Origin of the sequence: Polynucleobacter duraquae (genome assembly GCF_000973625.1) — a bacterium.
GTDB classification, from domain to species: domain Bacteria; phylum Pseudomonadota; class Gammaproteobacteria; order Burkholderiales; family Burkholderiaceae; genus Polynucleobacter; species Polynucleobacter duraquae.
The window spans coordinates 20,575-42,675 of sequence record NZ_CP007501.1; the positions used below are offsets into that span (position 1 = coordinate 20,575).

19 protein-coding genes, 7 tRNA genes, 3 rRNA genes and 1 pseudogene are annotated in these 22,101 nt (G+C 46.1%); 24 read left to right on the plus strand and 6 right to left on the minus strand.

Features of this window, described 5'->3' with window-relative positions; translation table 11 throughout:
- Positions 1-45 precede the first annotated feature (45 nt).
- The 4 genes from atpD to priA all read left to right on the plus strand — a co-directional run bounded on the left by atpD (position 46) and on the right by priA (position 5,405).
- On the plus strand, positions 46-1,446 hold the full coding sequence (atpD, locus tag CL55_RS00110; protein ID WP_046329359.1) for a F0F1 ATP synthase subunit beta: 1,401 nt from the start codon (positions 46-48) through the stop codon (positions 1,444-1,446).
- A 21-nt stretch (positions 1,447-1,467) separates the two neighbouring features.
- Entirely contained in the window at positions 1,468-1,884 is a 417-nt protein-coding gene (locus tag CL55_RS00115) for a F0F1 ATP synthase subunit epsilon (RefSeq protein WP_046329360.1), read from the plus strand.
- Positions 1,885-1,893: 9 nt separating this feature from the next.
- Positions 1,894-3,012 (plus strand): uroporphyrinogen decarboxylase, encoded by a 1,119-nt coding sequence (gene hemE, locus CL55_RS00120; protein ID WP_046329361.1) that lies wholly within the window; start codon positions 1,894-1,896, stop codon positions 3,010-3,012.
- A 260-nt stretch (positions 3,013-3,272) separates the two neighbouring features.
- Positions 3,273-5,405 carry a replication restart helicase PriA gene (priA, locus tag CL55_RS00125; protein ID WP_046329362.1) on the plus strand — a complete coding sequence of 711 codons (2,133 nt, stop codon included), beginning with the start codon at positions 3,273-3,275 and terminating at the stop codon, positions 5,403-5,405.
- On the opposite strand, the gene gcvH is transcribed toward priA, so the two are convergent.
- The 4 genes from gcvH to CL55_RS00145 all read right to left on the minus strand — a co-directional run bounded on the left by gcvH (position 5,402) and on the right by CL55_RS00145 (position 7,459).
- Entirely contained in the window at positions 5,402-5,797 is a 396-nt protein-coding gene (gene gcvH, locus CL55_RS00130; protein WP_418054937.1) for a glycine cleavage system protein GcvH, read from the minus strand. The two genes, priA and gcvH, sit on opposite strands and share 4 nt — an antisense overlap.
- A gap of 136 nt (positions 5,798-5,933) precedes the next feature.
- The gene (locus tag CL55_RS00135; RefSeq protein WP_041396810.1) at positions 5,934-6,119 is read right to left on the minus strand and encodes a hypothetical protein; all 186 of its coding nucleotides are present in this window, start codon (positions 6,117-6,119) and stop codon (positions 5,934-5,936) included.
- A gap of 41 nt (positions 6,120-6,160) precedes the next feature.
- The gene (locus CL55_RS00140) at positions 6,161-7,195 is read right to left on the minus strand and encodes a fatty acid desaturase (protein WP_082091941.1); all 1,035 of its coding nucleotides are present in this window, start codon (positions 7,193-7,195) and stop codon (positions 6,161-6,163) included.
- Positions 7,196-7,383: 188 nt separating this feature from the next.
- Positions 7,384-7,459 (minus strand) — tRNA-Arg (locus CL55_RS00145).
- Positions 7,460-7,561: 102 nt separating this feature from the next.
- Between CL55_RS00145 and CL55_RS00150 the strand changes: the two genes are divergently transcribed.
- A complete protein-coding gene (locus CL55_RS00150) occupies positions 7,562-7,777 on the plus strand; it encodes a hypothetical protein (protein WP_237150505.1) in 216 nt (71 codons plus the stop codon).
- 61 nt (positions 7,778-7,838) lie between these two features.
- On the opposite strand, the gene rsmI is transcribed toward CL55_RS00150, so the two are convergent.
- Entirely contained in the window at positions 7,839-8,744 is a 906-nt protein-coding gene (gene rsmI, locus CL55_RS00155) for a 16S rRNA (cytidine(1402)-2'-O)-methyltransferase (RefSeq protein ID WP_046329364.1), read from the minus strand.
- A gap of 87 nt (positions 8,745-8,831) precedes the next feature.
- Between rsmI and CL55_RS00160 the strand changes: the two genes are divergently transcribed.
- The 3 genes from CL55_RS00160 to CL55_RS00170 are packed head-to-tail and all read left to right on the plus strand — an operon-like array spanning position 8,832 to position 10,504.
- Entirely contained in the window at positions 8,832-9,452 is a 621-nt protein-coding gene (locus CL55_RS00160; protein ID WP_269464920.1) for a phosphoheptose isomerase, read from the plus strand.
- 27 nt (positions 9,453-9,479) lie between these two features.
- Complete coding sequence (locus CL55_RS00165; protein WP_046329365.1) at positions 9,480-10,127, plus strand: BON domain-containing protein; 648 nt, start codon at positions 9,480-9,482, stop codon at positions 10,125-10,127.
- 35 nt (positions 10,128-10,162) lie between these two features.
- On the plus strand, positions 10,163-10,504 hold the full coding sequence (locus CL55_RS00170; protein ID WP_237150506.1) for a c-type cytochrome: 342 nt from the start codon (positions 10,163-10,165) through the stop codon (positions 10,502-10,504).
- On the opposite strand, the gene CL55_RS00175 is transcribed toward CL55_RS00170, so the two are convergent.
- Entirely contained in the window at positions 10,501-11,160 is a 660-nt protein-coding gene (locus tag CL55_RS00175; RefSeq protein WP_046329366.1) for a GNAT family N-acetyltransferase, read from the minus strand. The genes CL55_RS00170 and CL55_RS00175 overlap by 4 nt on opposite strands.
- 493 nt (positions 11,161-11,653) lie before the next feature.
- Between CL55_RS00175 and CL55_RS00185 the strand changes: the two genes are divergently transcribed.
- The 16 genes and pseudogenes from CL55_RS00185 to rplL all read left to right on the plus strand — a co-directional run bounded on the left by CL55_RS00185 (position 11,654) and on the right by rplL (position 22,045).
- Positions 11,654-13,186, plus strand: a 16S ribosomal RNA gene (locus CL55_RS00185).
- A gap of 58 nt (positions 13,187-13,244) precedes the next feature.
- Positions 13,245-13,321 (plus strand) — tRNA-Ile (locus tag CL55_RS00190).
- 30 nt (positions 13,322-13,351) lie between these two features.
- A tRNA-Ala gene (locus CL55_RS00195) sits at positions 13,352-13,427 on the plus strand.
- Between the two features lie 267 nt (positions 13,428-13,694).
- A 23S ribosomal RNA gene (locus CL55_RS00200) occupies positions 13,695-16,568 on the plus strand.
- A gap of 107 nt (positions 16,569-16,675) precedes the next feature.
- Positions 16,676-16,789: ribosomal RNA gene (gene rrf / locus CL55_RS00205) — 5S ribosomal RNA — on the plus strand.
- The 16S, 23S and 5S rRNA genes sit together here with 5 tRNA genes alongside, the layout of an rRNA operon.
- A 112-nt stretch (positions 16,790-16,901) precedes the next feature.
- A tRNA-Tyr gene (locus tag CL55_RS00210) sits at positions 16,902-16,986 on the plus strand.
- A gap of 7 nt (positions 16,987-16,993) precedes the next feature.
- Positions 16,994-17,067 (plus strand) — tRNA-Gly (locus CL55_RS00215).
- Positions 17,068-17,088: 21 nt separating this feature from the next.
- Positions 17,089-17,163 (plus strand) — tRNA-Thr (locus tag CL55_RS00220).
- 68 nt (positions 17,164-17,231) lie between these two features.
- Positions 17,232-18,422, plus strand: coding sequence for an elongation factor Tu (gene tuf, locus CL55_RS00225; protein WP_046329368.1), 1,191 nt, complete (start codon positions 17,232-17,234; stop codon positions 18,420-18,422).
- 12 nt (positions 18,423-18,434) lie between these two features.
- Positions 18,435-18,510: transfer RNA gene (locus CL55_RS00230), tRNA-Trp, on the plus strand.
- 20 nt (positions 18,511-18,530) lie between these two features.
- Positions 18,531-18,908 carry a preprotein translocase subunit SecE gene (gene secE / locus CL55_RS00235; RefSeq protein ID WP_046329369.1) on the plus strand — a complete coding sequence of 126 codons (378 nt, stop codon included), beginning with the start codon at positions 18,531-18,533 and terminating at the stop codon, positions 18,906-18,908.
- A gap of 7 nt (positions 18,909-18,915) precedes the next feature.
- The gene (gene nusG, locus CL55_RS00240) at positions 18,916-19,488 is read left to right on the plus strand and encodes a transcription termination/antitermination protein NusG (protein ID WP_046329370.1); all 573 of its coding nucleotides are present in this window, start codon (positions 18,916-18,918) and stop codon (positions 19,486-19,488) included.
- A gap of 155 nt (positions 19,489-19,643) precedes the next feature.
- On the plus strand, positions 19,644-20,075 hold the full coding sequence (rplK, locus tag CL55_RS00245) for a 50S ribosomal protein L11 (protein ID WP_011901890.1): 432 nt from the start codon (positions 19,644-19,646) through the stop codon (positions 20,073-20,075).
- Between the two features lie 2 nt (positions 20,076-20,077).
- The gene (gene rplA, locus CL55_RS00250; protein ID WP_046329371.1) at positions 20,078-20,779 is read left to right on the plus strand and encodes a 50S ribosomal protein L1; all 702 of its coding nucleotides are present in this window, start codon (positions 20,078-20,080) and stop codon (positions 20,777-20,779) included.
- Positions 20,780-21,013: 234 nt separating this feature from the next.
- Positions 21,014-21,526: pseudogene (rplJ, locus tag CL55_RS00255) on the plus strand (50S ribosomal protein L10); the annotation flags it as partial.
- Positions 21,527-21,670: 144 nt separating this feature from the next.
- Entirely contained in the window at positions 21,671-22,045 is a 375-nt protein-coding gene (rplL, locus tag CL55_RS00260; protein WP_011901893.1) for a 50S ribosomal protein L7/L12, read from the plus strand.
- Positions 22,046-22,101 lie beyond the last annotated feature (56 nt).

Sequence of the window (22,101 nt, forward strand, 5' to 3'; positions counted from 1 at the left end):
TTTAGGAATACGAAAGAATTCAGGAATTAAAAGCGGAGAAATGCGATGAGTAACGGAAATATCGTGCAGTGTATCGGTCCAGTGGTGGACATTCAGTTCCCACGCGACAAAATGCCAAATATTTATGATGCCTTGACATTAGTTGAGAGCGGAGAAAAATCATTTGCTGAAAAAGGCTTGACCTTTGAGGTGCAACAACAAATTGGCGACGGCGTAGTTCGTGCGATTGCCATGGGCGCAAGTGATGGTTTACGCCGCGGAATGGAAGTTGCCTCCACAGGTAAGCCAATTTCAGTCCCAGTTGGTCCAGCAACACTGGGTCGCATCATGGATGTTTTAGGGCGTCCAATTGATGATGCAGGTCCGATTGCTACTGAAGAGCGTCGCGCTATTCACCAGCCGGCACCGAGGTTTGACGAACTCTCCCCTTCTGTTGACTTGTTGGAAACTGGTATTAAGGTTATTGACTTGGTTTGCCCGTTTGCTAAAGGCGGTAAGGTTGGCTTGTTCGGTGGTGCGGGTGTTGGTAAGACCGTGAACATGATGGAATTGATTAATAACATTGCTAAGCAACACTCAGGTTTGTCTGTATTTGCCGGTGTTGGCGAGCGTACTCGTGAAGGGAATGACTTCTATCACGAGATGAAAGAATCTAACGTTATCGACAAAGTAGCAATGGTCTTTGGTCAGATGAACGAGCCCCCCGGCAACCGTTTGCGTGTTGCGTTGACTGGTTTGACAATGGCTGAAGCATTTCGCGACGAAGGCCGTGACATTTTGTTCTTCGTTGATAATATTTACCGTTTCACACTCGCAGGTACTGAAGTATCTGCGTTATTGGGTCGTATGCCTTCAGCTGTGGGTTACCAGCCAACATTGGCTGAAGAAATGGGTAAGCTACAAGAGCGTATTACTTCAACAAAGACTGGTTCCGTTACATCTATTCAGGCTGTTTACGTTCCTGCGGATGACTTGACCGATCCATCGCCAGCCACAACCTTCTTACACTTAGACTCCACTGTGGTGTTGTCACGTGATATTGCTGCTTTGGGCATTTACCCAGCCGTTGACCCATTAGACTCAACAAGTCGTCAGTTGGACCCACAAGTAGTTGGTCAAGAGCACTATGACGTAGCCCGTGAAGTTCAGATGACATTGCAGCGTTACAAAGAGTTGCGCGATATTATTGCTATTTTGGGTATGGATGAGTTGTCACCAGAAGACAAATTAGCTGTGTCACGTGCGCGTAAGATTCAGCGTTTCTTGTCCCAGCCTTTCCACGTTGCAGAAGTATTTACTGGTTCACCAGGCAAATACGTTCCATTGAAAGAAACCATCCGTGGTTTTAAAATGATTTGCAGTGGAGAATTGGATCACTTGCCAGAGCAAGCGTTCTACATGGTGGGTTCAATTGATGAAGCCATCGAGAAAGCTAAGAAGCTTTAATCGAACTCATCTAGGGAAATTATGTCAACCATACGCGTCGATGTAGTAAGTGCTGAGCAATCTATTTTTAGCGGAGAAGCCAAGTTTGTTGCGCTTCCTGGTGAGAATGGTGAGCTCGGTATTTTGCGTGGCCACACTCCTTTGATTACACGCATTCGTCCAGGTTCAGTTCGTATTGAAAAAGCTGATGGTGATGAAGAGTTTGTATTCGTTGCAGGTGGCTATTTAGAAGTGCAGCCAGACCATGTCACTGTATTGGCTGACACCGCCATTCGCGGACACGATCTTGATGAAGCCAAAGCTAACGAAGCTAAGAAACGCGCTGAAGAAGCTATGCAGAATCGTGGTACTGACTTTGATATGGCCTTAGCACAGTCAGAGTTTGCTATGGCAGCAGCACAATTAGCTGCAATTGCCCGTTTCCGTCGTAAAAAATAAGAATCGGACATTTCCTTGTTGTTAAATGATCGATTTTTAAAAGCCTGCCTAGGCGAAGCGGTTGATCAAACGCCGCTATGGCTCATGCGCCAGGCTGGTCGGTATCTCCCGGAATACAATGCAACCCGAGCTAAGGCCGGTAGCTTTCTTGGCCTTGCTAAAAATCCAGCTTACGCTACAGAAGTAACCCTCCAACCTTTGGATCGCTACCCATTAGACGCAGCGATTTTGTTCTCTGATATTTTGACCATTCCCGATGCTATGGGTTTAGGACTGAAATTTACTGCAGGTGAGGGGCCCAGTTTTGATCACCCACTTCGCACAGAGGAGGCGGTAAAAAAATTACGCGTTGCTGATATGGATCAGCTTAAATATGTTTTTGATGCTGTATCAGAAATTCGCAAGGCATTGATTCAGGACGGTAAACAGCGCGTGCCGCTGATTGGTTTTTCTGGAAGCCCATGGACACTAGCTTGCTACATGATTGACGGTTCAGGCTCAGATGATTTTCGTCATGCCAAGACTATGATGTTTAGTCGCCCTGATTTGCTTGAGCATATTCTTGAGATTAATGTCCAGTCAGTAGCCGCATATTTAATTGAGCAGGTAAAAGCTGGAGCACAAGCGCTCATGATATTTGACACCTGGGGAGGTTTACTTCCCGATGGTTGGTATCAGCGCATGTCCTTGGCTGCCATGCAAAAAGTGATCGAACTATTGCCGCGTGAACATGAGGGACGTAAGCTCCCAATCATTATGTTCACTAAAGGTGGCGGTATTTGGTTAAACGATATGGCGCAAATTGGAGCAGATGTTATTGCCATTGACTGGACGATGCCTTTAAGTCGTGCCCGTAAGCAGCTTGTAGATATTAACAAGCCGCTGGCTTTGCAAGGCAACCTAGATCCGCTAATTTTGTTTTCAGAACCGAAGCATATTGCAAGTGCTGCCGAGGGCCTTTTGGTGGACTTGGCTGGTGCTCCCACACTAAAGCCGGGCCTTCATCCGCTGGACGGACACATCTTCAATTTGGGTCACGGCATTAACCAATTTACCCCACCTGAAAGCGTAACAGCCCTCTCCGATGCGGTAATCTCCAAGTCAAAAGCCTTACGAGCAAAGCGGTAAACGCAAGTAATTGCTAACTTTAGCCAATATTTCGGCAAAAGTTATGCACAGAAATGTGCTAAATCATAAATACAGAGAGATTCAAGAGAATTGTGAACTTTCACCTTTAGTAATCATTCTAAAGTATTGATTTATATAATAAAAAAATAAAATGCTGATTTTCTGTGCAAGCTGTTGTTCCTATAAAATGACTAAATAGGAAGAAAAAAGTAAATGATATCCACAGACTTATCCACAGGTTTAAACAGAAAAATTAGTTAATGACGCTTAAACCCACTATCGTTCAGGTAGTAATAGATAAACCTTTGGCCCAGGGATTTGACTACCTATGGGATGCTGAAAAATTAGGCAAGTTACCAGAGATAGGTAATGTGGTTTCAGTACCATTTGCAAGATCAAAAGTAATCGCACTTGTAATAAAAGTGAGTAATCACTCTGATTATGAAATATCGAAACTAAAGTCTGTGGAAAGTCTCGCACCACTTCCAGTATTCGATCCAGCCCTATTAAGACTAATGAATTTTGCAAGTCAGTATTACGTCCATGCGCTAGGAGAAACCATCTTGCCAGTGATTCCACAAATGTGGAAAAAGGCAGATGACTGGGAAAAGATTTTAGAAAAACTGAAAGCAGCTGAAAAGCAAAGTAAAAAAAAGCTAGCTGATGTCACAGAAGGATTGATCACACTAGATCAATTAAATTCCGAACAGAAGATCGCCCTAGATCAATTACTGTCAGATGGTGAAAAAGAAAATCAATTTAGGGCAATTCTGCTGCAGGGTCAAACAGGAAGTGGCAAGACAGCTGTTTTTCTGAATTGGCTTGCAAGCACCCTTAAAGAAGAGGATGCACAAGTACTGTTACTGGTGCCAGAGATTAACTTAACGCCGCAATTAGAAAGACAGGTGAGTGCCTACTTCCCTGATAAAAAAATGGCGGTGTTGCATAGCGGTATCAGTGAAAAGAAAAGAGGTGTCGCCTGGTATGAAGCGATGACTGGTAAAGCACAAATTATTTTGGGAACTAGGTTGGCGGCATTAACGCCAATTCCAAATTTACGCGTCATAGTGGTAGATGAAGAGCACGACCCATCTTATAAACAACAAGATGGTACCCGCTACTCAGCAAGAGATTTGGCAATTTGGCGAGCCCATGATCAAAAAATACCCATCCTCTTATCTTCTGCAACACCGTCACTAGAAACCTGGTTAGCAGCTAAATCTGGTCGCTATGAAAATATTCGGCTTGATCAGCGTGCACAGGGTGCAAGCTTGCCTTGCGTGCACTTAATTAATACACGTGATCCACAAAATCAATTTAGCCCAGGCGATGTAGGCGCAAGCAAGCAAAAAAGTCTGATTACAAAAACATTGGCAAATGCCATTACAAAAACGCTTGCAGAGAAAAAACAAAGTTTGATTTTAATTAATAGGCGCGGCTATGCTCCGGTACTCAGTTGCACGGCATGTAATTGGTTATCAAAATGTACTCAATGCTCAACCTATACCGTCATGCATAAGGCCGGAGCATTAAGCAAAAGATCGGTGCTAAATTGTCACCATTGTGGTTTGGTAAAGTCCATTCCCCAGTTTTGCCCTGACTGTGGAAATGCAGATCTGAAAACACTTGGGCATGGAACTCAAAAATTAGAAGATGCCATTGAAGAAATGTGGCCACAAGCCAGAGTGCTGAGGGTCGACACAGACTCAAGCAGAAAGAGTAAAGGAGCAGAAGCACTCTTTAAGGAAATACACGATGGCAATGTTGATATTGTCGTTGGCACTCAAATGATTGCCAAAGGACATGACTATCAAAACATTGGACTAGTCGCCGTATTGGATGCTGATAGTCGACTGTATTCAGCAGACTTTAGGGCCGCTGAAAGATTATTTGCGCAGTTAGTTCAGGTTGCTGGACGTGCGGGTAGGTCAGGCACTCAAGGTGAAGCTGGGGGTGATATTTATATCGAGACACAATACCCAGAGTCACCTGTATTTCAGTATTTGTTAAGACATGATGTCGATGGATTTTTAGCATTTACTGCCAAAGAGCGAGAAGAGGCAAAATTACCACCCTACTCATATCAAGCGCTCATACATGCAGAAGGTAAAAGCTTGGATCAGGCGATTCAGTTTTTGAATGAACTAAAGACGCGTATAAAAACAAAGGGACTGATTACGAAAGAGCTTAAAGTGTACGACCCAGTACCTAAGCCGGTCATGCGGGTGGCGGGTGCAGAGCGTGCCCAATTATTAATTGAGTCAGGAAATCGTAAACTGCTACAAGAAACACTTGAAATAATTGATCAAGAGTTACGCCAAGATTCCACAGGAAGAATCAGTAAAACATCACGCATTCGATGGTTGGTAGAGCGCGATCCGATTGCTATCTAAGCGCCTGCACTCGATTCGTATTGTGTGAGCGACATCAGGTCGTTTAGATTGGTACTCAACATCTCCGGGGATGTTGGTTTAATTTTAAATAACCAAACTGTATACGGTTGAGTGTTTACTACCTCAGGGTTAGCGTCCATCTCTTCGTTGAGGGCAATAATCTCGCCGCTAATGGGCGCATGAATATCGCTTGCCGCTTTAACTGACTCTATTGCGGCAATGGCTTCGCCCTGCTTCACTTGCTGGCCAATTTTAGGCGCTTGGAAAAACATGACATCACCTAAAGCCTCTTGCGCATGATTGCTAATACCCACCCATACCAGTCCATCATCTTCGATACTGGCCCACTCATGTGTTTCTGCAAACTTAAATGTGTCTTGAGTTTTCATTATGTATCCTGTGGACTATGTCGGTGACGACATGGGTTTGTTCCGCGTCATGGATTTCTATCGACGTTTATTGAAAAGCATCGAAGCAATCCTTTTTTGGGGATTGATCAATGCTGAGCTGGTAAAACTAAATAAAAATTTAGGTTTTTGCTGAGCCAGTACGATGTGTACGGTTGTATAAGCAACTGGCACAAATCCAGCGCTGCTTGCGATTGCTGGTCGGAATCCAAGTGCCACCTTCCAGACGCTTTTCACGACTGCATGAGGAGCAAAACTTAAGGCTCTGTGAGGTTTCTTGGGTAGCAGCTGGAGTCGAGGTAGTCATGGGCAATCCGAGTAATCCAAATCTTGTACAGAAACTCTATTTTACCCGTTTTGTCCCGCTGGGGCTGGGCTTAGAACGACTCTGACTGAATCAGCCGTTTTATTGCCATCAAAATCGAGCCAAGCCTTGTTTTCAAAGTCATAGAGCTTGCACTTGCGAGCTGTCTCGAAATACCAGGCCCAGGAGAACTTTTGGACAAAAATACGCTCTGGAAGGATGGTTTCCAGGGTATTTTGGGCTTCTTTGAGGCGATACAGGGGGACGCTCATATCCACGTGGTGGGCGGTATGCTCCATGATATGGTGCATTAAAGAGCCCCAAATCCAATTAAAGGTCAAATGCACTGTGGTGGATACAAAAGGTTGGGCGCGCAACCACTCAGATTTCTTGTCATACCAAGAGACCGATGTATGGGTGTGATGAACATAGACCACAAAACCAATCATTCCATTCCAAAACAGGAAAGGAACAGCAAAACCAGTAATGAGGCCAAGCCAAACAGATTGACCAGTAGCTAGGGCACCAGCGATAAGACAAGCAATCCAGATAATGGCAAAACCGGTTACCAATAGATTGTCTTTTAAGAAAATTGGACGATCGCCAGGCTTGTTTTTGGCATTCGGGAAGTACTCACGTCTCCACCAGATCTCAATGAGATAGTAGAAAACAGGGCCCCAACCGCTACGGTAAAGACGCTCCAAAGCCTTGCGCCATGCAGGAAGGGCATCAAATTCTGCCTTTGATAACGGAGCCCAGACAAAGTCAAAACCCTTCAGGTTGGTCTGACCATGGTGTACCACGTTGTGGCCCACATCCCATAAGCTATAAGGGGTTAGTGATGGCAAGAACGCAATGCGACCCAACACTTTGTTTAGTTCGCGGTGCGGAGTGTAGCTTTGATGGCAGGCATCATGACCTAAGATGAAGATACGACCAGTAACAAAACCAGCAACTAAGCCCAAAACGATTTTGATCAGCACGCTTTCAATAAAAATAGTCCCAGCGATACAGCCAAGCCATAAAACAGCATCCATCACTAGCAACGCAATTGCTTTTGCTGTTTCTCCTTGAGCCATGGGGATCAGCCAGCTGCGAATAATTTTTCGGTGTGGCAACGGAAGATCTGGAGCCAAAGGATTGGCCATAGAAGGTTCGGATAGGGCAGAATTTAGATGATTTGACATGATAAGAATCAATAAGTTAGGGAGAAATGATAGCCTTTTTCACGAATTTGCGCATGATGTAGGTCAAAAACCCCCTGATTTGGTGCGCCCGGCAGGAATCGAACCTGCGACCCTTGGCTTCGGAGGCCAATACTCTATCCACTGAGCTACGGGCGCCAGTAGGAAATTCGCTAACTAGGCTATTGTAAGTGCCTATATCTTCACGGTCTCGTTATAATTGTGAAGTTACTCTAAAACCAGTCAAACTATAAAAGTCCTATGAGCGAAGCACACGGCAGCATTATTAAAACCCCCAAACAACTGATCATCACGGTATTTGCTACCTTTTTTGTGCCTTTGATCATTATCTTGTTGCTGTTGGTTTATGTTAATAACGGTAAGCGTACTGATGCCGCTGCCTCTGCTGAGCAGCTGATTAAGCCTGTTGCGCAGTTAAATTACCAAGATGCCAGCCCTCCAGCGGCGTCCAAATAGGCTGCCCCAGCTGCTAAATAGTCTTTCAGCACAATAAAAAAGCTGGCATCTGGCCAGCTTTTTACTTTCTGCCATTTTGATCTTTGGCATCTAATGCCACCTGGTAAGCCTCTTTTTTGCTTAGACCAAGTGTTTGAGCTAGTACGGCGGCAATTTCTTTGCTACCTAAGTAGGGACTTAAGGCATTTGCCCATAGCAAGAGCGCGGAATGTTCAGGTGCCTGATCTGTATTGGCTTGGCGGCCAGCTACTAAGATAATAAATTCACCTCTCAGGCTTTCGGCACCATCAAGCCACTCTGGAATTTTGATTGCGTCGAGCGTAACTAGTTGCTCAAACTTTTTGGTGAGCTCCCTGCCGATTAGTACCTGGCGGCCCGGCTCTAGTTCTTTACTGAGCGTTATCAGGGTGTCGCGTATTTGATGTGGTGATTCAAAAAAGATGCTCGTTTTTGAATTGTTACGAATATCTTGAATGAGTATGCCCCTCTCTTTAGCTTTGTTCGGCCAGAAGCCAAGAAACTGAAAGCGCCCTTCCGATGGCAACATGACTGAGCCGCTGGCAGAAATGGCGGACAATACCGCACTAGCCCCGGGGATAGGAATAACTCGAAAGCCTGCTTTCTGAACGGCGCTTACTAGTCTTGCGCCTGGATCAGAAACGCCCGGAGTGCCCGCGTCCGAAATGTAGGCCCAGCGTTCATTGTGAGCGAGGTGCTCAATAATGGTTTGCGAGCCAGTAATTTCATTGTGCTCATGCAGAGCAACACATTTCTTATGAATGCCAAAGTGTTGCAGCAGGGGCGCGCTATGTCTGGTGTCTTCACAGGCAATTCCATCCACTGAATTAAGCACATGTAGTGCTCGCAAAGTAATATCACCCAAATTACCGATGGGCGTTGCAACCATATATAGAGCCCCAGCTGGCAGATCCTGTTGTTTTAAAAAGTCAAAGGAGCTTAATTCCATGTAGGCAATCTTTTGTAAAAAGTATCAATAAACAAGAGAATACGTTGCTTTTGAAATCATGGGTAACGTAAGCAGGTTTCCTGAACTATGGCGCATAATAATGTGATGGATAAAGACACTCTCGAACGTTTGCGCGCTCGCGCATCCCAACATTTTTTAGATAGTATTGCTGTAAAGCAAGAGGCTGAAAAAATACTTCCTGATCAGGTTGCTCGCGGCATAGTCGCCATGACAGACTGTTTGCGTGCTGGCGGAAAAGTAATGGCTTGCGGCAATGGTGGATCTGCTGCTGATGCGCAACATTTTGCTGCCGAGCTCATTGGTCGCTTCGAGAGAGAACGACAAGAGTTGGCCGCGATTGCGCTAACTACAGACACCTCTATTTTGACCGCTGTAGGTAATGACTATAGCTATGACGAAATCTTTGCCAAGCAAGTTCGTGGCCTTGGAAAAAAAGGTGACATCTTGATTGGCATCTCCACCTCAGGCAATTCAAAAAACGTAGTGAGAGCAATTGAGGCTGCAAAAAAGATGGGGATTCAGATTATTGCTTTGACTGGTAACGGCGGCGGAAAAATTGCCACCTTATTAGGTGTAGATGATATTCATCTATGTGCGCCCTCCACTCGCACTGCCCGCATTCAAGAAACACATTTAGTTTTGCTTCATGCTTTGTGTGATGGCGTAGATCATTTATTGCTCGATTAATAGTTTCATTAATTAGAAGGTACGCATATGCGAAATACTCTCATCATCAAATTACTTGCTGCGATTTTGACTTTCTCATTCTTATCTGGTTGCGGAGTGTTGGCCGTTGGTGGTGTAGTGGCGGGTGCAAGTGTTTTAGCGGATCGCCGTTCGCCAGCTGTTCAAGCAATTGATAAAGGCCTTGAGTTGGAAGCTAGCAATGCTTTAGCTAAGCGTTATGGCGATGATGCGCATATCAACGTGACATCATTCAATCAAAAGGTATTGTTGACTGGTGAAGCAAAAAATGCCGACATTAAGAGTCAGGCTGGTGCTTTTGTAAAGTCAATGAAAAATGCTCGCTCTGTCTTTAATGAATTGGTCATTGGACCAAATAGCAGCTTTACTGCTCGTGCTAATGATTCCTACCTTGAATCTAAAATCAAAACCCAAATGATTTTCACAGACAAGCTGCCATCTAATTCAATGGCGATTGTTGCTGAAGGTAGCAGTATTTATTTGATGGGTATTCTGACGCAAAATGAGGCGGCGATTGCTAAAAAAGTCACCAGCAATATTGACGGTGTTAAAGATGTGTACGTCTACTTCGATATCATTTCTGAAGCAGAAAAAACGCGTCTAGAGAAACAAGGCAAGGCAGACGAAGCGCAACCAAACTCAATGCCAAAACAGTAAAGCTGTTTGATGAAAGGCGAGCAAAGAATTTATCTATGCAACATCTGAAATGTTTTTTACTTGCCAGCATCTTCTTGCTATGTTCTCTGAGCGTGAAGGCATCTAGTGATGATGCAAAGGCAGCGTTACTTGCGAAACAAAATGCTTGCCTGGGATGCCATGCGCTTGATAAAAAAATTGTGGGCCCAAGCTTTCAAGCCGTTGCAAAAAAATATGCGAACGATCCTAGCCCAGTAGCTTTTCTAAAAAACAAAATTATTAAAGGCGGCTCTGGATCTTGGGGCGTTGTACCCATGCCAGCAAATGCAAAGCTAAGCGATGCTGATGTATCTTTATTGGCTGCTTGGATTTTGCGCGGTGCGCCTAGCGCAAATTAAGTTGGACGAACGACTGGCTTTCCAAGAAACCAGGACCACGCATCATTTGAACGTTTAAAGTTTTCTTTAAGTGCATAGTCAAAGTCAGCCCACTGCTCATTGGCGGCTTCTTCGACAATCGTGCTTGAATTTGCAGGCGGTAACTTCAAGTAAGCATCTGCATCACCATAAGCGTACTCAACGAGCATTCCCGCCTTTTGTGCCAAATGCATCATCGCCCGGTTATTTGCCAAGCAATGTACATATAAGGTTTCGATGCGAGTATTGCGTGAGTGCACTGAAGCGCGTGCTAATAAGGCTGTACCTATGCCCTGCCCTCTGCCGTTAGGCAGCACGGATACGCCAAACTCTGCAGCTAATGGCTGACCTTTAGTTTTCGGTAAATACGCCAAATGAGCCATGCCAATTAGTTTTAGCTGAGAATCAAAACTTCCAAAGATGGTATCCCTATTGAAGTCAAGGTTCTCCACATAGTTATGAATGACCTCATCAGACGTTTGAGTGCCAAAGCGAAGGCGACGATCCTCTTCATTTAGAAGCAAAAGATGTTGAAGAATTCGCTCTCTATGACCAGCATGTAATTCGCGCACGGGTACTGCTAGGCCAGCTGTATAGGGCTTACCAGGTAAGTGACTATTCGCTAATTTGTTGTGCATAGCAACATACTATCAGAAACTAGATCAAATTTCAGGGTTTTCCCTAATATTAAAAATGCAGGCAAAAAAAGACGATAAACAGAGCAAAAAAATGAGTACTTTTTCTAAATTTACTGCCTTATCTATAAACACCGGCATATTTTCAAAAATAATAAAAATATTTTTCGCTCCCCATCCCCTTGTTTTAAATGGGTTTATTTAAAAAGTAGGAAAAAACATCGCTTTTTTATAGAAAAAGACTACGAAAGGTGTTGACGGACCCTCAAAAGGGGTATAAAGTCTCATCTCTCTGCTGCAACGTTTTATGAAACACAAAACGCGCAGCCCTCTTTAAAAATTAGTCAACCGATAATTGTGGGTACTAAGTGAAAGCATCAAGTCCTTCGGGACAGATGTAAATAAATAGTACTCATAGACAGTAAAAAGATTTGGTTTTATTACCAAGTCAATTTCTTTTGAATGAGTGCGACGATCCGCAAGGATCACAGGAATTAAACTGAAGAGTTTGATCCTGGCTCAGATTGAACGCTGGCGGCATGCCTTACACATGCAAGTCGAACGGCAGCACGGGTACTTGTACCTGGTGGCGAGTGGCGAACGGGTGAGTAATACATCGGAACGTACCTTATCGTGGGGGATAACGCAGCGAAAGCTGTGCTAATACCGCATACGCCCTGAGGGGGAAAGCGGGGGATCGAAAGACCTCGCGCGATTAGAGCGGCCGATGCCTGATTAGCTTGTTGGTGGGGTAAAAGCCCACCAAGGCGACGATCAGTAGCTGGTCTGAGAGGACGATCAGCCACACTGGGACTGAGACACGGCCCAGACTCCTACGGGAGGCAGCAGTGGGGAATTTTGGACAATGGGGGAAACCCTGATCCAGCAATGCCGCGTGAGTGAAGAAGGCCTTCGGGTTGTAAAGCTCTTTTGTCAGGGAAGAAACACCGGCTCTAACACAGTCCGGGAATGACGGTACCTGAAGAATAAGCACCGGCTAACTACGTGCCAGCAGCCGCGGTAATACGTAGGGTGCAAGCGTTAATCGGAATTACTGGGCGTAAAGCGTGCGCAGGCGGTTATACAAGACAGGCGTGAAATCCCCGGGCTTAACCTGGGAATGGCGCCTGTGACTGTATAGCTAGAGTGTGTCAGAGGGGGGTAGAATTCCACGTGTAGCAGTGAAATGCGTAGATATGTGGAGGAATACCAATGGCGAAGGCAGCCCCCTGGGATAACACTGACGCTCATGCACGAAAGCGTGGGGAGCAAACAGGATTAGATACCCTGGTAGTCCACGCCCTAAACGATGCTGACTAGTTGTTCGGGATTTACATCCTGAGTAACGTAGCTAACGCGTGAAGTCAGCCGCCTGGGGAGTACGGTCGCAAGATTAAAACTCAAAGGAATTGACGGGGACCCGCACAAGCGGTGGATGATGTGGATTAATTCGATGCAACGCGAAAAACCTTACCTACCCTTGACATGTCACTAACGAAGTAGAGATACATTAGGTGCCCGTAAGGGAAAGTGAACACAGGTGCTGCATGGCTGTCGTCAGCTCGTGTCGTGAGATGTTGGGTTAAGTCCCGCAACGAGCGCAACCCTTGTCTTTAGTTGCTACGCAAGAGCACTCTAAAGAGACTGCCGGTGACAAACCGGAGGAAGGTGGGGATGACGTCAAGTCCTCATGGCCCTTATGGGTAGGGCTTCACACGTCATACAATGGTGCATACAGAGGGTTGCCAACCCGCGAGGGGGAGCTAATCTCAGAAAATGCATCGTAGTCCGGATCGTAGTCTGCAACTCGACTACGTGAAGCTGGAATCGCTAGTAATCGCGGATCAGAATGTCGCGGTGAATACGTTCCCGGGTCTTGTACACACCGCCCGTCATACCATGGGAGTGGGTTTTGCCAGAAGCCGTTAGCCTAACCGCAAGGAGGGCGACTGCCACGGCAGGGTTCATGACTGGGGTAAAGTCGTAACAAGGTAGCCGTATCGGAAGGTGCGGCTGGATCACCTCCTTTCTAGAGAAAGATGCTGGAGCTTTAGTGCCCACACTTATCGGTTGACAATAAAAGCCACGGGTCTGTAGCTCAGCTGGTTAGAGCACTGTGTTGATAACGCAGGGGTCGTAGGTTCAAGTCCTACCAGACCCACCACCAGCCAGAAACAAGACTTAGTGGGACGTTGGGGGATTAGCTCAGCTGGGAGAGCACCTGCTTTGCAAGCAGGGGGTCGTCGGTTCGATCCCGTCATCCTCCACCATCATCTAAATGTCAAAACTAAGCGAAGACTTAATCGTTTAGTTTTGCCATTTATGGCTGTTCTTTAAAAATTTGAGTAAGCAAAGTGTCAAATGTTTCTTTGAGAGGACATTTGACAATGTAATAAGGGTAAAGATTGAATCATCAATCAGTAATACAAACGAGTTTTACCAAGTTCTTTAACAAGTACTTACAGTTTGGATTACGGCAAACATGTCAGAAGTAGAAATAAACCTGTAACAGGTACTAGCAATGGTGCTCGTTATAGGATCAAGTGAATAAGTGCACATGATGGATGCCTTGGCGATTACAGGCGACGAAAGACGTTATAACCTGCGATAAGCCCCGGGGAGCTGGTAAATAAGCTTTGATCCGGGGATTTCTGAATGGGGAAACCCACCACTTTTGTGGTATCCATACCTGAATACATAGGGTATGAGAAGCGAACCTTGTGAACTGAAACATCTAAGTAGCAAGAGGAAAAGACATCAACCGAGATTCCCAGAGTAGTGGCGAGCGAAATGGGAACAGCCTTCTAGTGATATCTCAGTAATTAACAGAACGGAATGGAAAGTCCGACAATAAAGGGTGATAGTCCCGTATGTGAAAATTATTGGGTGGTACTAGGCTAGAGACAAGTAGGGCGGGACACGTGAAATCCTGTCTGAATATGGGGGGACCATCCTCCAAGGCTAAATACTCGTAATCGACCGATAGTGAACAAGTACCGTGAGGGAAAGGCGAAAAGAACCCCGGGAGGGGAGTGAAATAGATCCTGAAATTGTGTGCATACAAACAGTAGGAGCCTCGTAAGGGGTGACTGCGTACCTTTTGTATAATGGGTCAGCGACTTACATTCAGTAGCAAGCTTAACCGAATAGGGAAGGCGTAGCGAAAGCGAGTCCGAATAGGGCGCTAGTTGCTGGGTGTAGACCCGAAACCAGTTGATCTATCCATGGCCAGGTTGAAGGTGCGGTAACACGTACTGGAGGACCGAACCCACTAACGTTGAAAAGTTAGGGGATGAGCTGTGGATAGGGGTGAAAGGCTAAACAAAACTGGAAATAGCTGGTTCTCTCCGAAAACTATTTAGGTAGTGCCTCGTGTATCACTGTAGGGGGTAGAGCACTGTCATGGTAGTGGGGTCCATTGCGGATTACTGCGCCATAGCAAACTCCGAATACCTACAAGTGCAATCACGGGAGACAGACATCGGGTGCTAACGTCCGGTGTCAAGAGGGAAACAACCCAGACCGCCAGCTAAGGTCCCTAATATATGCTAAGTGGGAAACGAAGTGGGAAGGCTAAAACAGTCAGGAGGTTGGCTTAGAAGCAGCCATCCTTTAAAGAAAGCGTAATAGCTCACTGATCGAGTCGTCCTGCGCGGAAGATGTAACGGGGCTAAGCATATAACCGAAGCTGCGGATCACAGCAATGTGATGGTAGGAGAGCGTTCTGTAAGCCTGTGAAGGTGTCTTGTAAAGGATGCTGGAGGTATCAGAAGTGCGAATGCTGACATGAGTAGCGATAAAGGGGGTGAAAAGCCCCCTCGCCGTAAGCCCAAGGTTTCCTGTTCAACGTTCATCGGAACAGGGTGAGTCGGCCCCTAAGGCGAGGCAGAGATGCGTAGCTGATGGGAACAAGGTTAATATTCCTTGACCATTGTTAGATGCGATGGGGGGACGGATCGCGGAAAGTTGTCCGGGTGTTGGAAGTCCCGGTTCTTGCGTTGGAGATGGCTATTAGGTAAATCCGGTAGCGTAATTCAAGGGCGTGAGACGAGCGAATTTATTCGCGAAGCAATTGGAAGTGGTTCCAAGAAAAGCCTCTAAGCTTCAGTCTAACAAGACCGTACCGCAAACCGACACAGGTGGGCGAGATGAGTATTCTAAGGCGCTTGAGAGAACTCAGGAGAAGGAACTCGGCAAATTTGCACCGTAACTTCGGGATAAGGTGCGCCCTGGTAGTTTGACCCTGTACAAGGGGAGGACGAAAGGGTTGCAATAAAAAGGTGGCTGCGACTGTTTAATAAAAACACAGCACTCTGCAAACACGAAAGTGGACGTATAGGGTGTGACGCCTGCCCGGTGCTGGAAGATTAAATGATGGGGTGCAAGCTCTTGATTGAAGTCCCAGTAAACGGCGGCCGTAACTATAACGGTCCTAAGGTAGCGAAATTCCTTGTCGGGTAAGTTCCGACCTGCACGAATGGCGTAACGATGGCCACACTGTCTCCTCCTGAGACTCAGCGAAGTTGAAATGTTTGTGATGATGCAATCTACCCGTGGCTAGACGGAAAGACCCCATGAACCTTTACTGTAGCTTTGCATTGGACTTTGAACCGGTCTGTGTAGGATAGGTGGGAGGCGTTGAAAGCGGGATGCTAGTTCCGCTGGAGCCAACCTTGAAATACCACCCTGGTTTGTTTGAGGTTCTAACCTTGGCCCATTATCTGGGTCGGGAACAGTGCATGGTAGGCAGTTTGACTGGGGCGGTCTCCTCCCAAAGTGTAACGGAGGAGTACGAAGGTACGCTTGGTACGGTCGGACATCGTACCTAAAGTGCAATGGCAAAAGCGTGCTTAACTGCGAGACCGACAAGTCGAGCAGGTGCGAAAGCAGGTCATAGTGATCCGGTGGTTCTGTATGGAAGGGCCATCGCTCAACGGATAAAAGGTACTCTGGGGATAACAGGCTGATACCGCCCAAGAGTTCATATCGACGGCGGTGTTTGGCACCTCGATGTCGGCTCATCTCATCCTGGGGCTGTAGCCGGTCCCAAGGGTATGGCTGTTCGCCATTTAAAGAGGTACGTGAGCTGGGTTTAAAACGTCGTGAGACAGTTTGGTCCCTATCTGCCATGGGCGTTGGAGATTTGACGGGGGCTGCTCCTAGTACGAGAGGACCGGAGTGGACGTACCGCTGGTGTACCTGTTGTTTCGCCAGAAGCATCGCAGGGTAGCTATGTACGGAAGAGATAACCGCTGAAAGCATCTAAGCGGGAAACTTGCCTGAAGATGAGATCTCCCGTAGGTTTAACCTACATAAAGGGTCGTTGAAGACCACAACGTTGATAGGTCAGGTGTGGAAGCGCAGTAATGCGTTAAGCTAACTGATACTAATTGCCCGTTAGGCTTGATCCTATAACCAGCACTATTGTGTTGGATGTTTGCCAGATTTAATCTGCATCCTTAATTACATGCTTACTCAAATAAGAGTTGTTGATTTATCAACAACTCGACCCTCTACGCCCGGTGACCATAGCAAGTTGGAACCACTCCTTCCCATCCCGAACAGGACAGTGAAACGACTTTACGCCGATGATAGTGCGGATTACCCGTGTGAAAGTAGGTAACTGCCGGGCACCAATGCGACGCCCAGACCCTCTTAGGTCTGGGCGTTTTTACTTGTGCAAAGCGTATTGAGGTTTAAGAGATTGACAATAACTCCATTAGGAGTCAGAATATTGGGTTCGCGGAGGGGTGTCCGAGCGGCTAAAGGAGGCAGACTGTAAATCTGTTGGCTATGCCTACGTAGGTTCGAATCCTACCCCCTCCACCAGAGATGTGCGGGATTAGTTTAATGGTAAAACAGCAGATTTCCAATCTTCGGTCAAGAGTTCGATTCTCTTATCCCGCTCCAGTTTTAATAGTATTTGTATTTGCCCATGTGGCTCAGTGGTAGAGCACTCCCTTGGTAAGGGAGAGGTCGGCAGTTCGATCCTGCCCATGGGCACCATGGCTTATGTAGTAAATATATTTAATTTCGTGTGTTGGTTTAAGAGTTAACTAAAGGCAGACAAAAAAATGGCAAAAGAAAAGTTTGAGCGGACTAAACCGCACGTAAACGTTGGCACCATTGGTCACGTTGACCACGGTAAAACCACATTGACAGCAGCAATTGCAACCGTGCTTTCTAAGCAATTTGGTGGCGAAGCAAAAGCATATGATCAGATCGATGCTGCTCCAGAAGAAAAAGCACGCGGTATTACGATTAATACAGCACACGTGGAGTATGAGACAGCAAATCGTCACTACGCACACGTGGATTGCCCAGGACATGCTGACTACGTAAAGAACATGATTACTGGTGCTGCTCAGATGGACGGCGCTATTTTGGTTTGCTCTGCAGCTGACGGCCCAATGCCACAAACTCGTGAGCATATCCTCTTGGCACGCCAAGTTGGTGTTCCCTACATCATCGTATTTTTGAACAAGTGCGACATGGTTGATGATGCTGAGTTGCTCGAGTTAGTTGAAATGGAAGTTCGTGAGCTTCTGTCTAAGTACGACTTCCCAGGCGATGACACACCAATCGTTCAAGGTTCTGCTAAGTTAGCTTTAGAAGGCGACGAAGGCCCATTGGGTAAAGAAGCCATCATGAAGTTAGCTGATGCATTAGATACCTACATCCCAACTCCAGAGCGTGCTGTTGACGGTGCGTTCTTGATGCCGGTAGAGGACGTGTTCTCTATCTCCGGTCGCGGTACTGTTGTTACAGGCCGTATCGAGCGCGGTATCGTTAAGGTTGGTGAAGAGATTGAAATCATTGGTATCAAGCCAACACTCAAGACAACTTGTACTGGTGTTGAAATGTTCCGTAAATTGCTCGACCAAGGTCAAGCAGGCGATAACGTTGGTATCTTGTTACGCGGTACAAAACGTGAAGAAGTTGAGCGCGGCCAAGTATTGGCTAAGCCAGGTTCAATCACTCCACATACTCACTTTACAGCCGAGGTTTACATCTTGGGTAAAGATGAAGGTGGCCGTCATACACCATTCTTTAACAACTATCGTCCTCAGTTTTACTTCCGTACTACGGACGTAACTGGTTCAATCGAGTTGCCAAAAGACAAAGAAATGGTGATGCCTGGTGATAACGTCACGATTACCGTCAAACTCATCGCGCCAATCGCGATGGAAGAAGGTTTACGTTTTGCGATCCGTGAAGGTGGCCGTACTGTTGGCGCCGGTGTGGTTGCGAAGATTTTGGCTTAATAGTTTTAATAAAGGGGTGTAGCTCAATTGGCAGAGCGTTGGTCTCCAAAACCAAAGGTTGGGGGTTCGATGCCCTCCGCCCCTGCCACGATTTGAACTGAAAGTAATATGTCTCAACATACAGCAAGTAATACTGAAGAAAAAAGCAGCTGGGTCTCTGGACTCGCTGCTTTAATCGTCGTTGCAGCGTTAGTTCTTTACTACACGTTGTCGGACCAATCTTTATTGATCCGTTTAGCTGTTTTGTTTGGCGGCATAGCAGCTGCAGTTTTAATTGTGGCTATGTCAGCAGATGGGCGTCGTTTTATAGCCTACGCTAAAGATTCTTGGTATGAAGTAAAAAAGGTTGTTTGGCCGACTCGCAAAGAGACGACCCAAATGACTCTAGTCGTATTTGGCTTTGTCGTGATCATGTCCTTGTTTTTGTGGCTTGCAGACAAATTAATTGAATGGCTAGTTTTTTCAGTCTTTTTGGGCTGGAAGTGAGTAAATAATGATTGATGCTGAATTAGTCTCAAACCCACAAGCTACTGGCAATATGCGCTGGTATGTTATTCATGCTTATTCTGGCATGGAAAAAAGCGTTAAAAGAGGCCTAGAAGAGCGTATTGCTCGCTCAGGCATGCCTGAAAAATTTGGCCGTATCTTGGTTCCATCCGAAGAGGTTGTAGAAATCAAGTCAGGCGCAAAATCAGTGTCAGAGCGTCGTTTCTTCCCAGGATATGTCCTGATTGAGATGGAAATGACTGACGAGAGCTGGCATTTGGTGAAAAATACGCCAAAAGTAACTGGTTTCGTAGGTGGTGTTCGTAATCGTCCAAGTCCTATTTCTACAGCAGAAGTAGCCAAGATCATGGATCAAATGCAGGCCGGTGTAGATAAGCCGAAGCCTAAAACGCTATTTGAAGTTGGTGAGATTGTGCGCGTTAAAGAAGGCCCATTTGTTGACTTCAACGGAAATATTGAAGAAGTGAACTATGAAAAGTCAAGATTGCGTGTTTCTGTTACAATTTTTGGCCGCGGTACCCCAGTTGAGTTGGAGTTCGGCCAAGTAGAAAAGATGTAAAAAATAACCAATTTAGGGGTATCTGTATCAAAGAGTAGTGGTGTTAAGTGGTTAGTAATAACCGAGGAGCGGATCTAGAAAGCCAAAAACTAGTGAAGCGTTTACTCAACAGCGGTCTTTCCTAATGAGGTTAGGCGCGCTTTTAGGAGCAATCAATGGCAAAGAAGATCATTGGCTTTATCAAGCTGCAGATCCCTGCAGGTAAAGCAAATCCATCACCTCCCGTAGGTCCAGCATTGGGTCAACGTGGCCTCAATATTATGGAATTCTGTAAGGCGTTTAATGCTCAAACTCAGAGCATGGAACCTGGCCTTCCAATTCCAGTCGTGATTACAGCTTTTGCTGATAAGAGCTTCACTTTCATCATGAAGACGCCTCCAGCGACCATCATGATTAAGAAGGCTGCGAAGATCGAAAAAGGATCACCACGGCCCCATACCGATAAGGTAGGAAAAATTACCCGTGCTCAAGCAGAAGAAATTGCTAAAGCAAAGATGCCAGATTTGACAGCTGCTGATATGGATGCCGCTGTAAGAACAATCGCTGGTAGCGCCCGTTCAATGGGCATCACAGTGGAAGGTCTCTAATCATGACTAAGTTATCTAAGCGTTTAAAAGCGATCGAATCTAAAGTAGATCGCAATAAGTTTTATGCATTGGAAGATGCATTGAACCTCGTTAAAGAGTGTGCAACTGCGAAGTTTGATGAGTCAATCGACGTTGCAGTTCAGTTGGGTATTGATGCTAAGAAATCTGACCAAGTTGTGCGTGGCGCAGTTGTGCTGCCAGCCGGCACTGGTAAGCATGTTCGTGTAGCGGTATTTGCACAAGGCGAAAAGGCTGAACAAGCTAAAGCTGCTGGTGCAGAAATCGTTGGCATGGAAGACCTTGCTGATCAAATTAAAGGCGGCAAAATTGATTTCGATATTTTGATCGCATCTCCAGACACAATGAAAATCGTTGGTACTTTAGGACAAGTATTGGGCCCACGTGGTTTGATGCCGAACCCAAAAGTGGGAACTGTTACTCCTGACGTCGCTACTGCAGTGAAGAATGCAAAGGCTGGTCAAGTGCAATTCCGTGTGGACAAAGCCGGTATCGTGCACGCAAGCATTGGCCGTCGTTCATTTGAGCCAGCTGCATTGAAATCCAACTTGCTCGCATTGCTTGAGGCTTTGAACAAAGCTAAGCCACCTGCATCTAAGGGCATTTACTTAAAGAAGGTTGCCGTAAGCAGCACTATGGGTGCAGGCGTACGTGTAGACCAAGCATCGATACAGGCGGCGCAGTAATCCGTTTGTAATAAAAGAACTTTGGGTCGACTCCCGCTCATTGAGTGGGAGTCGAACATCAAAGACCGTTGGTGAATTATTAGCTTGCTTAGAAATAATTCTTAATCGTTACGAAAGTAATAGCCAGCGCAGATGGCGACCCTGAAAAGATTTCACAAGATTTTCTTGTGACAAATGATCAGACGCTGGTGTGTAACCCCAACTGGAAACAGTTGGTTTTTTAGGAGTTAAACCGTGCCTTTGAATGTACAAGACAAAAAAGCGATTGTTGCTGATGTCGGCGCTCAATTGGCTGGAGCTCAAACAGTCGTGCTTGCTGAATACCGTGGTATTCCAGTTGAGCAGTTGACAAAGCTGCGTGCTAGCGCACGTGACCAAGGTGTATATCTTCGTGTTTTGAAGAACACATTGGCACGCCGTGCTGCACAAGGCACACAGTTTGAGCCTCTTGCTGATTCGATGGTTGGCCCCTTGATCTATGGCATTTCTGCTGATCCGATTGCTTCGGCAAAAGTATTGCAGAACTTTGCTAAGACTCAAGACAAGCTAGTCATTACTGCTGGCTTATATAACGGCAAGTTGTTGGACGTTGCGGGCGTTAAATCCCTTGCGTCTATTCCAAGCCGCGAAGAGTTGTTATCTCAGTTGTTGGGCGTCATGTTGGCCCCAGTTTCTGCAATGGCTCGAGTATTGGGCGCAGTAGCAGCACAAAAAGCAGAAGGAGCACCCGCTCCAGTTGCAGCACCTGTTCTTGAAGCAGCAGCCCCAGCAGTAGTTGCAGAGGCAAGTGTAGAGCCTGCAGCCGCAGCCCCAGAAGCTGGAACAGAAACAAAAGAAACCCCTGCCGCTGAATAAGCGACAGATTAACTATTTAAGTATTAGGAGCTAAAAATGGCGATTACTAAAGAAGAAATCATTGATGCAGTAGGTAGCATGTCCGTAATGGATTTGAACGACTTAGTTAAAGCGTTCGAAGAGAAGTTTGGTGTTTCAGCTGCAGCGATGGCTGTTGCTGGTCCTGCTGGCGCTGCCGGTGGCGCTGCTGCTGAAGAGCAAACAGAATTTACTGTGAACTTGCTCGAAGCTGGTGCAAATAAAGTTTCAGTAATTAAGGCTGTTCGCGAAATCACTGGTCTTGGCTTGAAAGAAGCTAAAGACTTAGTTGATGGCGCACCAAAGCCAATCAAAGAAGCTGTTGATAAGAAGACAGCTGAAGAAGCTAAGAAGAAGCTTGAAGAAGCTGGCGCTAAAGCAGAACTCAAGTAATACAAACAAAGTTAGTGCCCCTCAAAAAGGGGCGCTAGCCCTGTTGGGTTTGACCA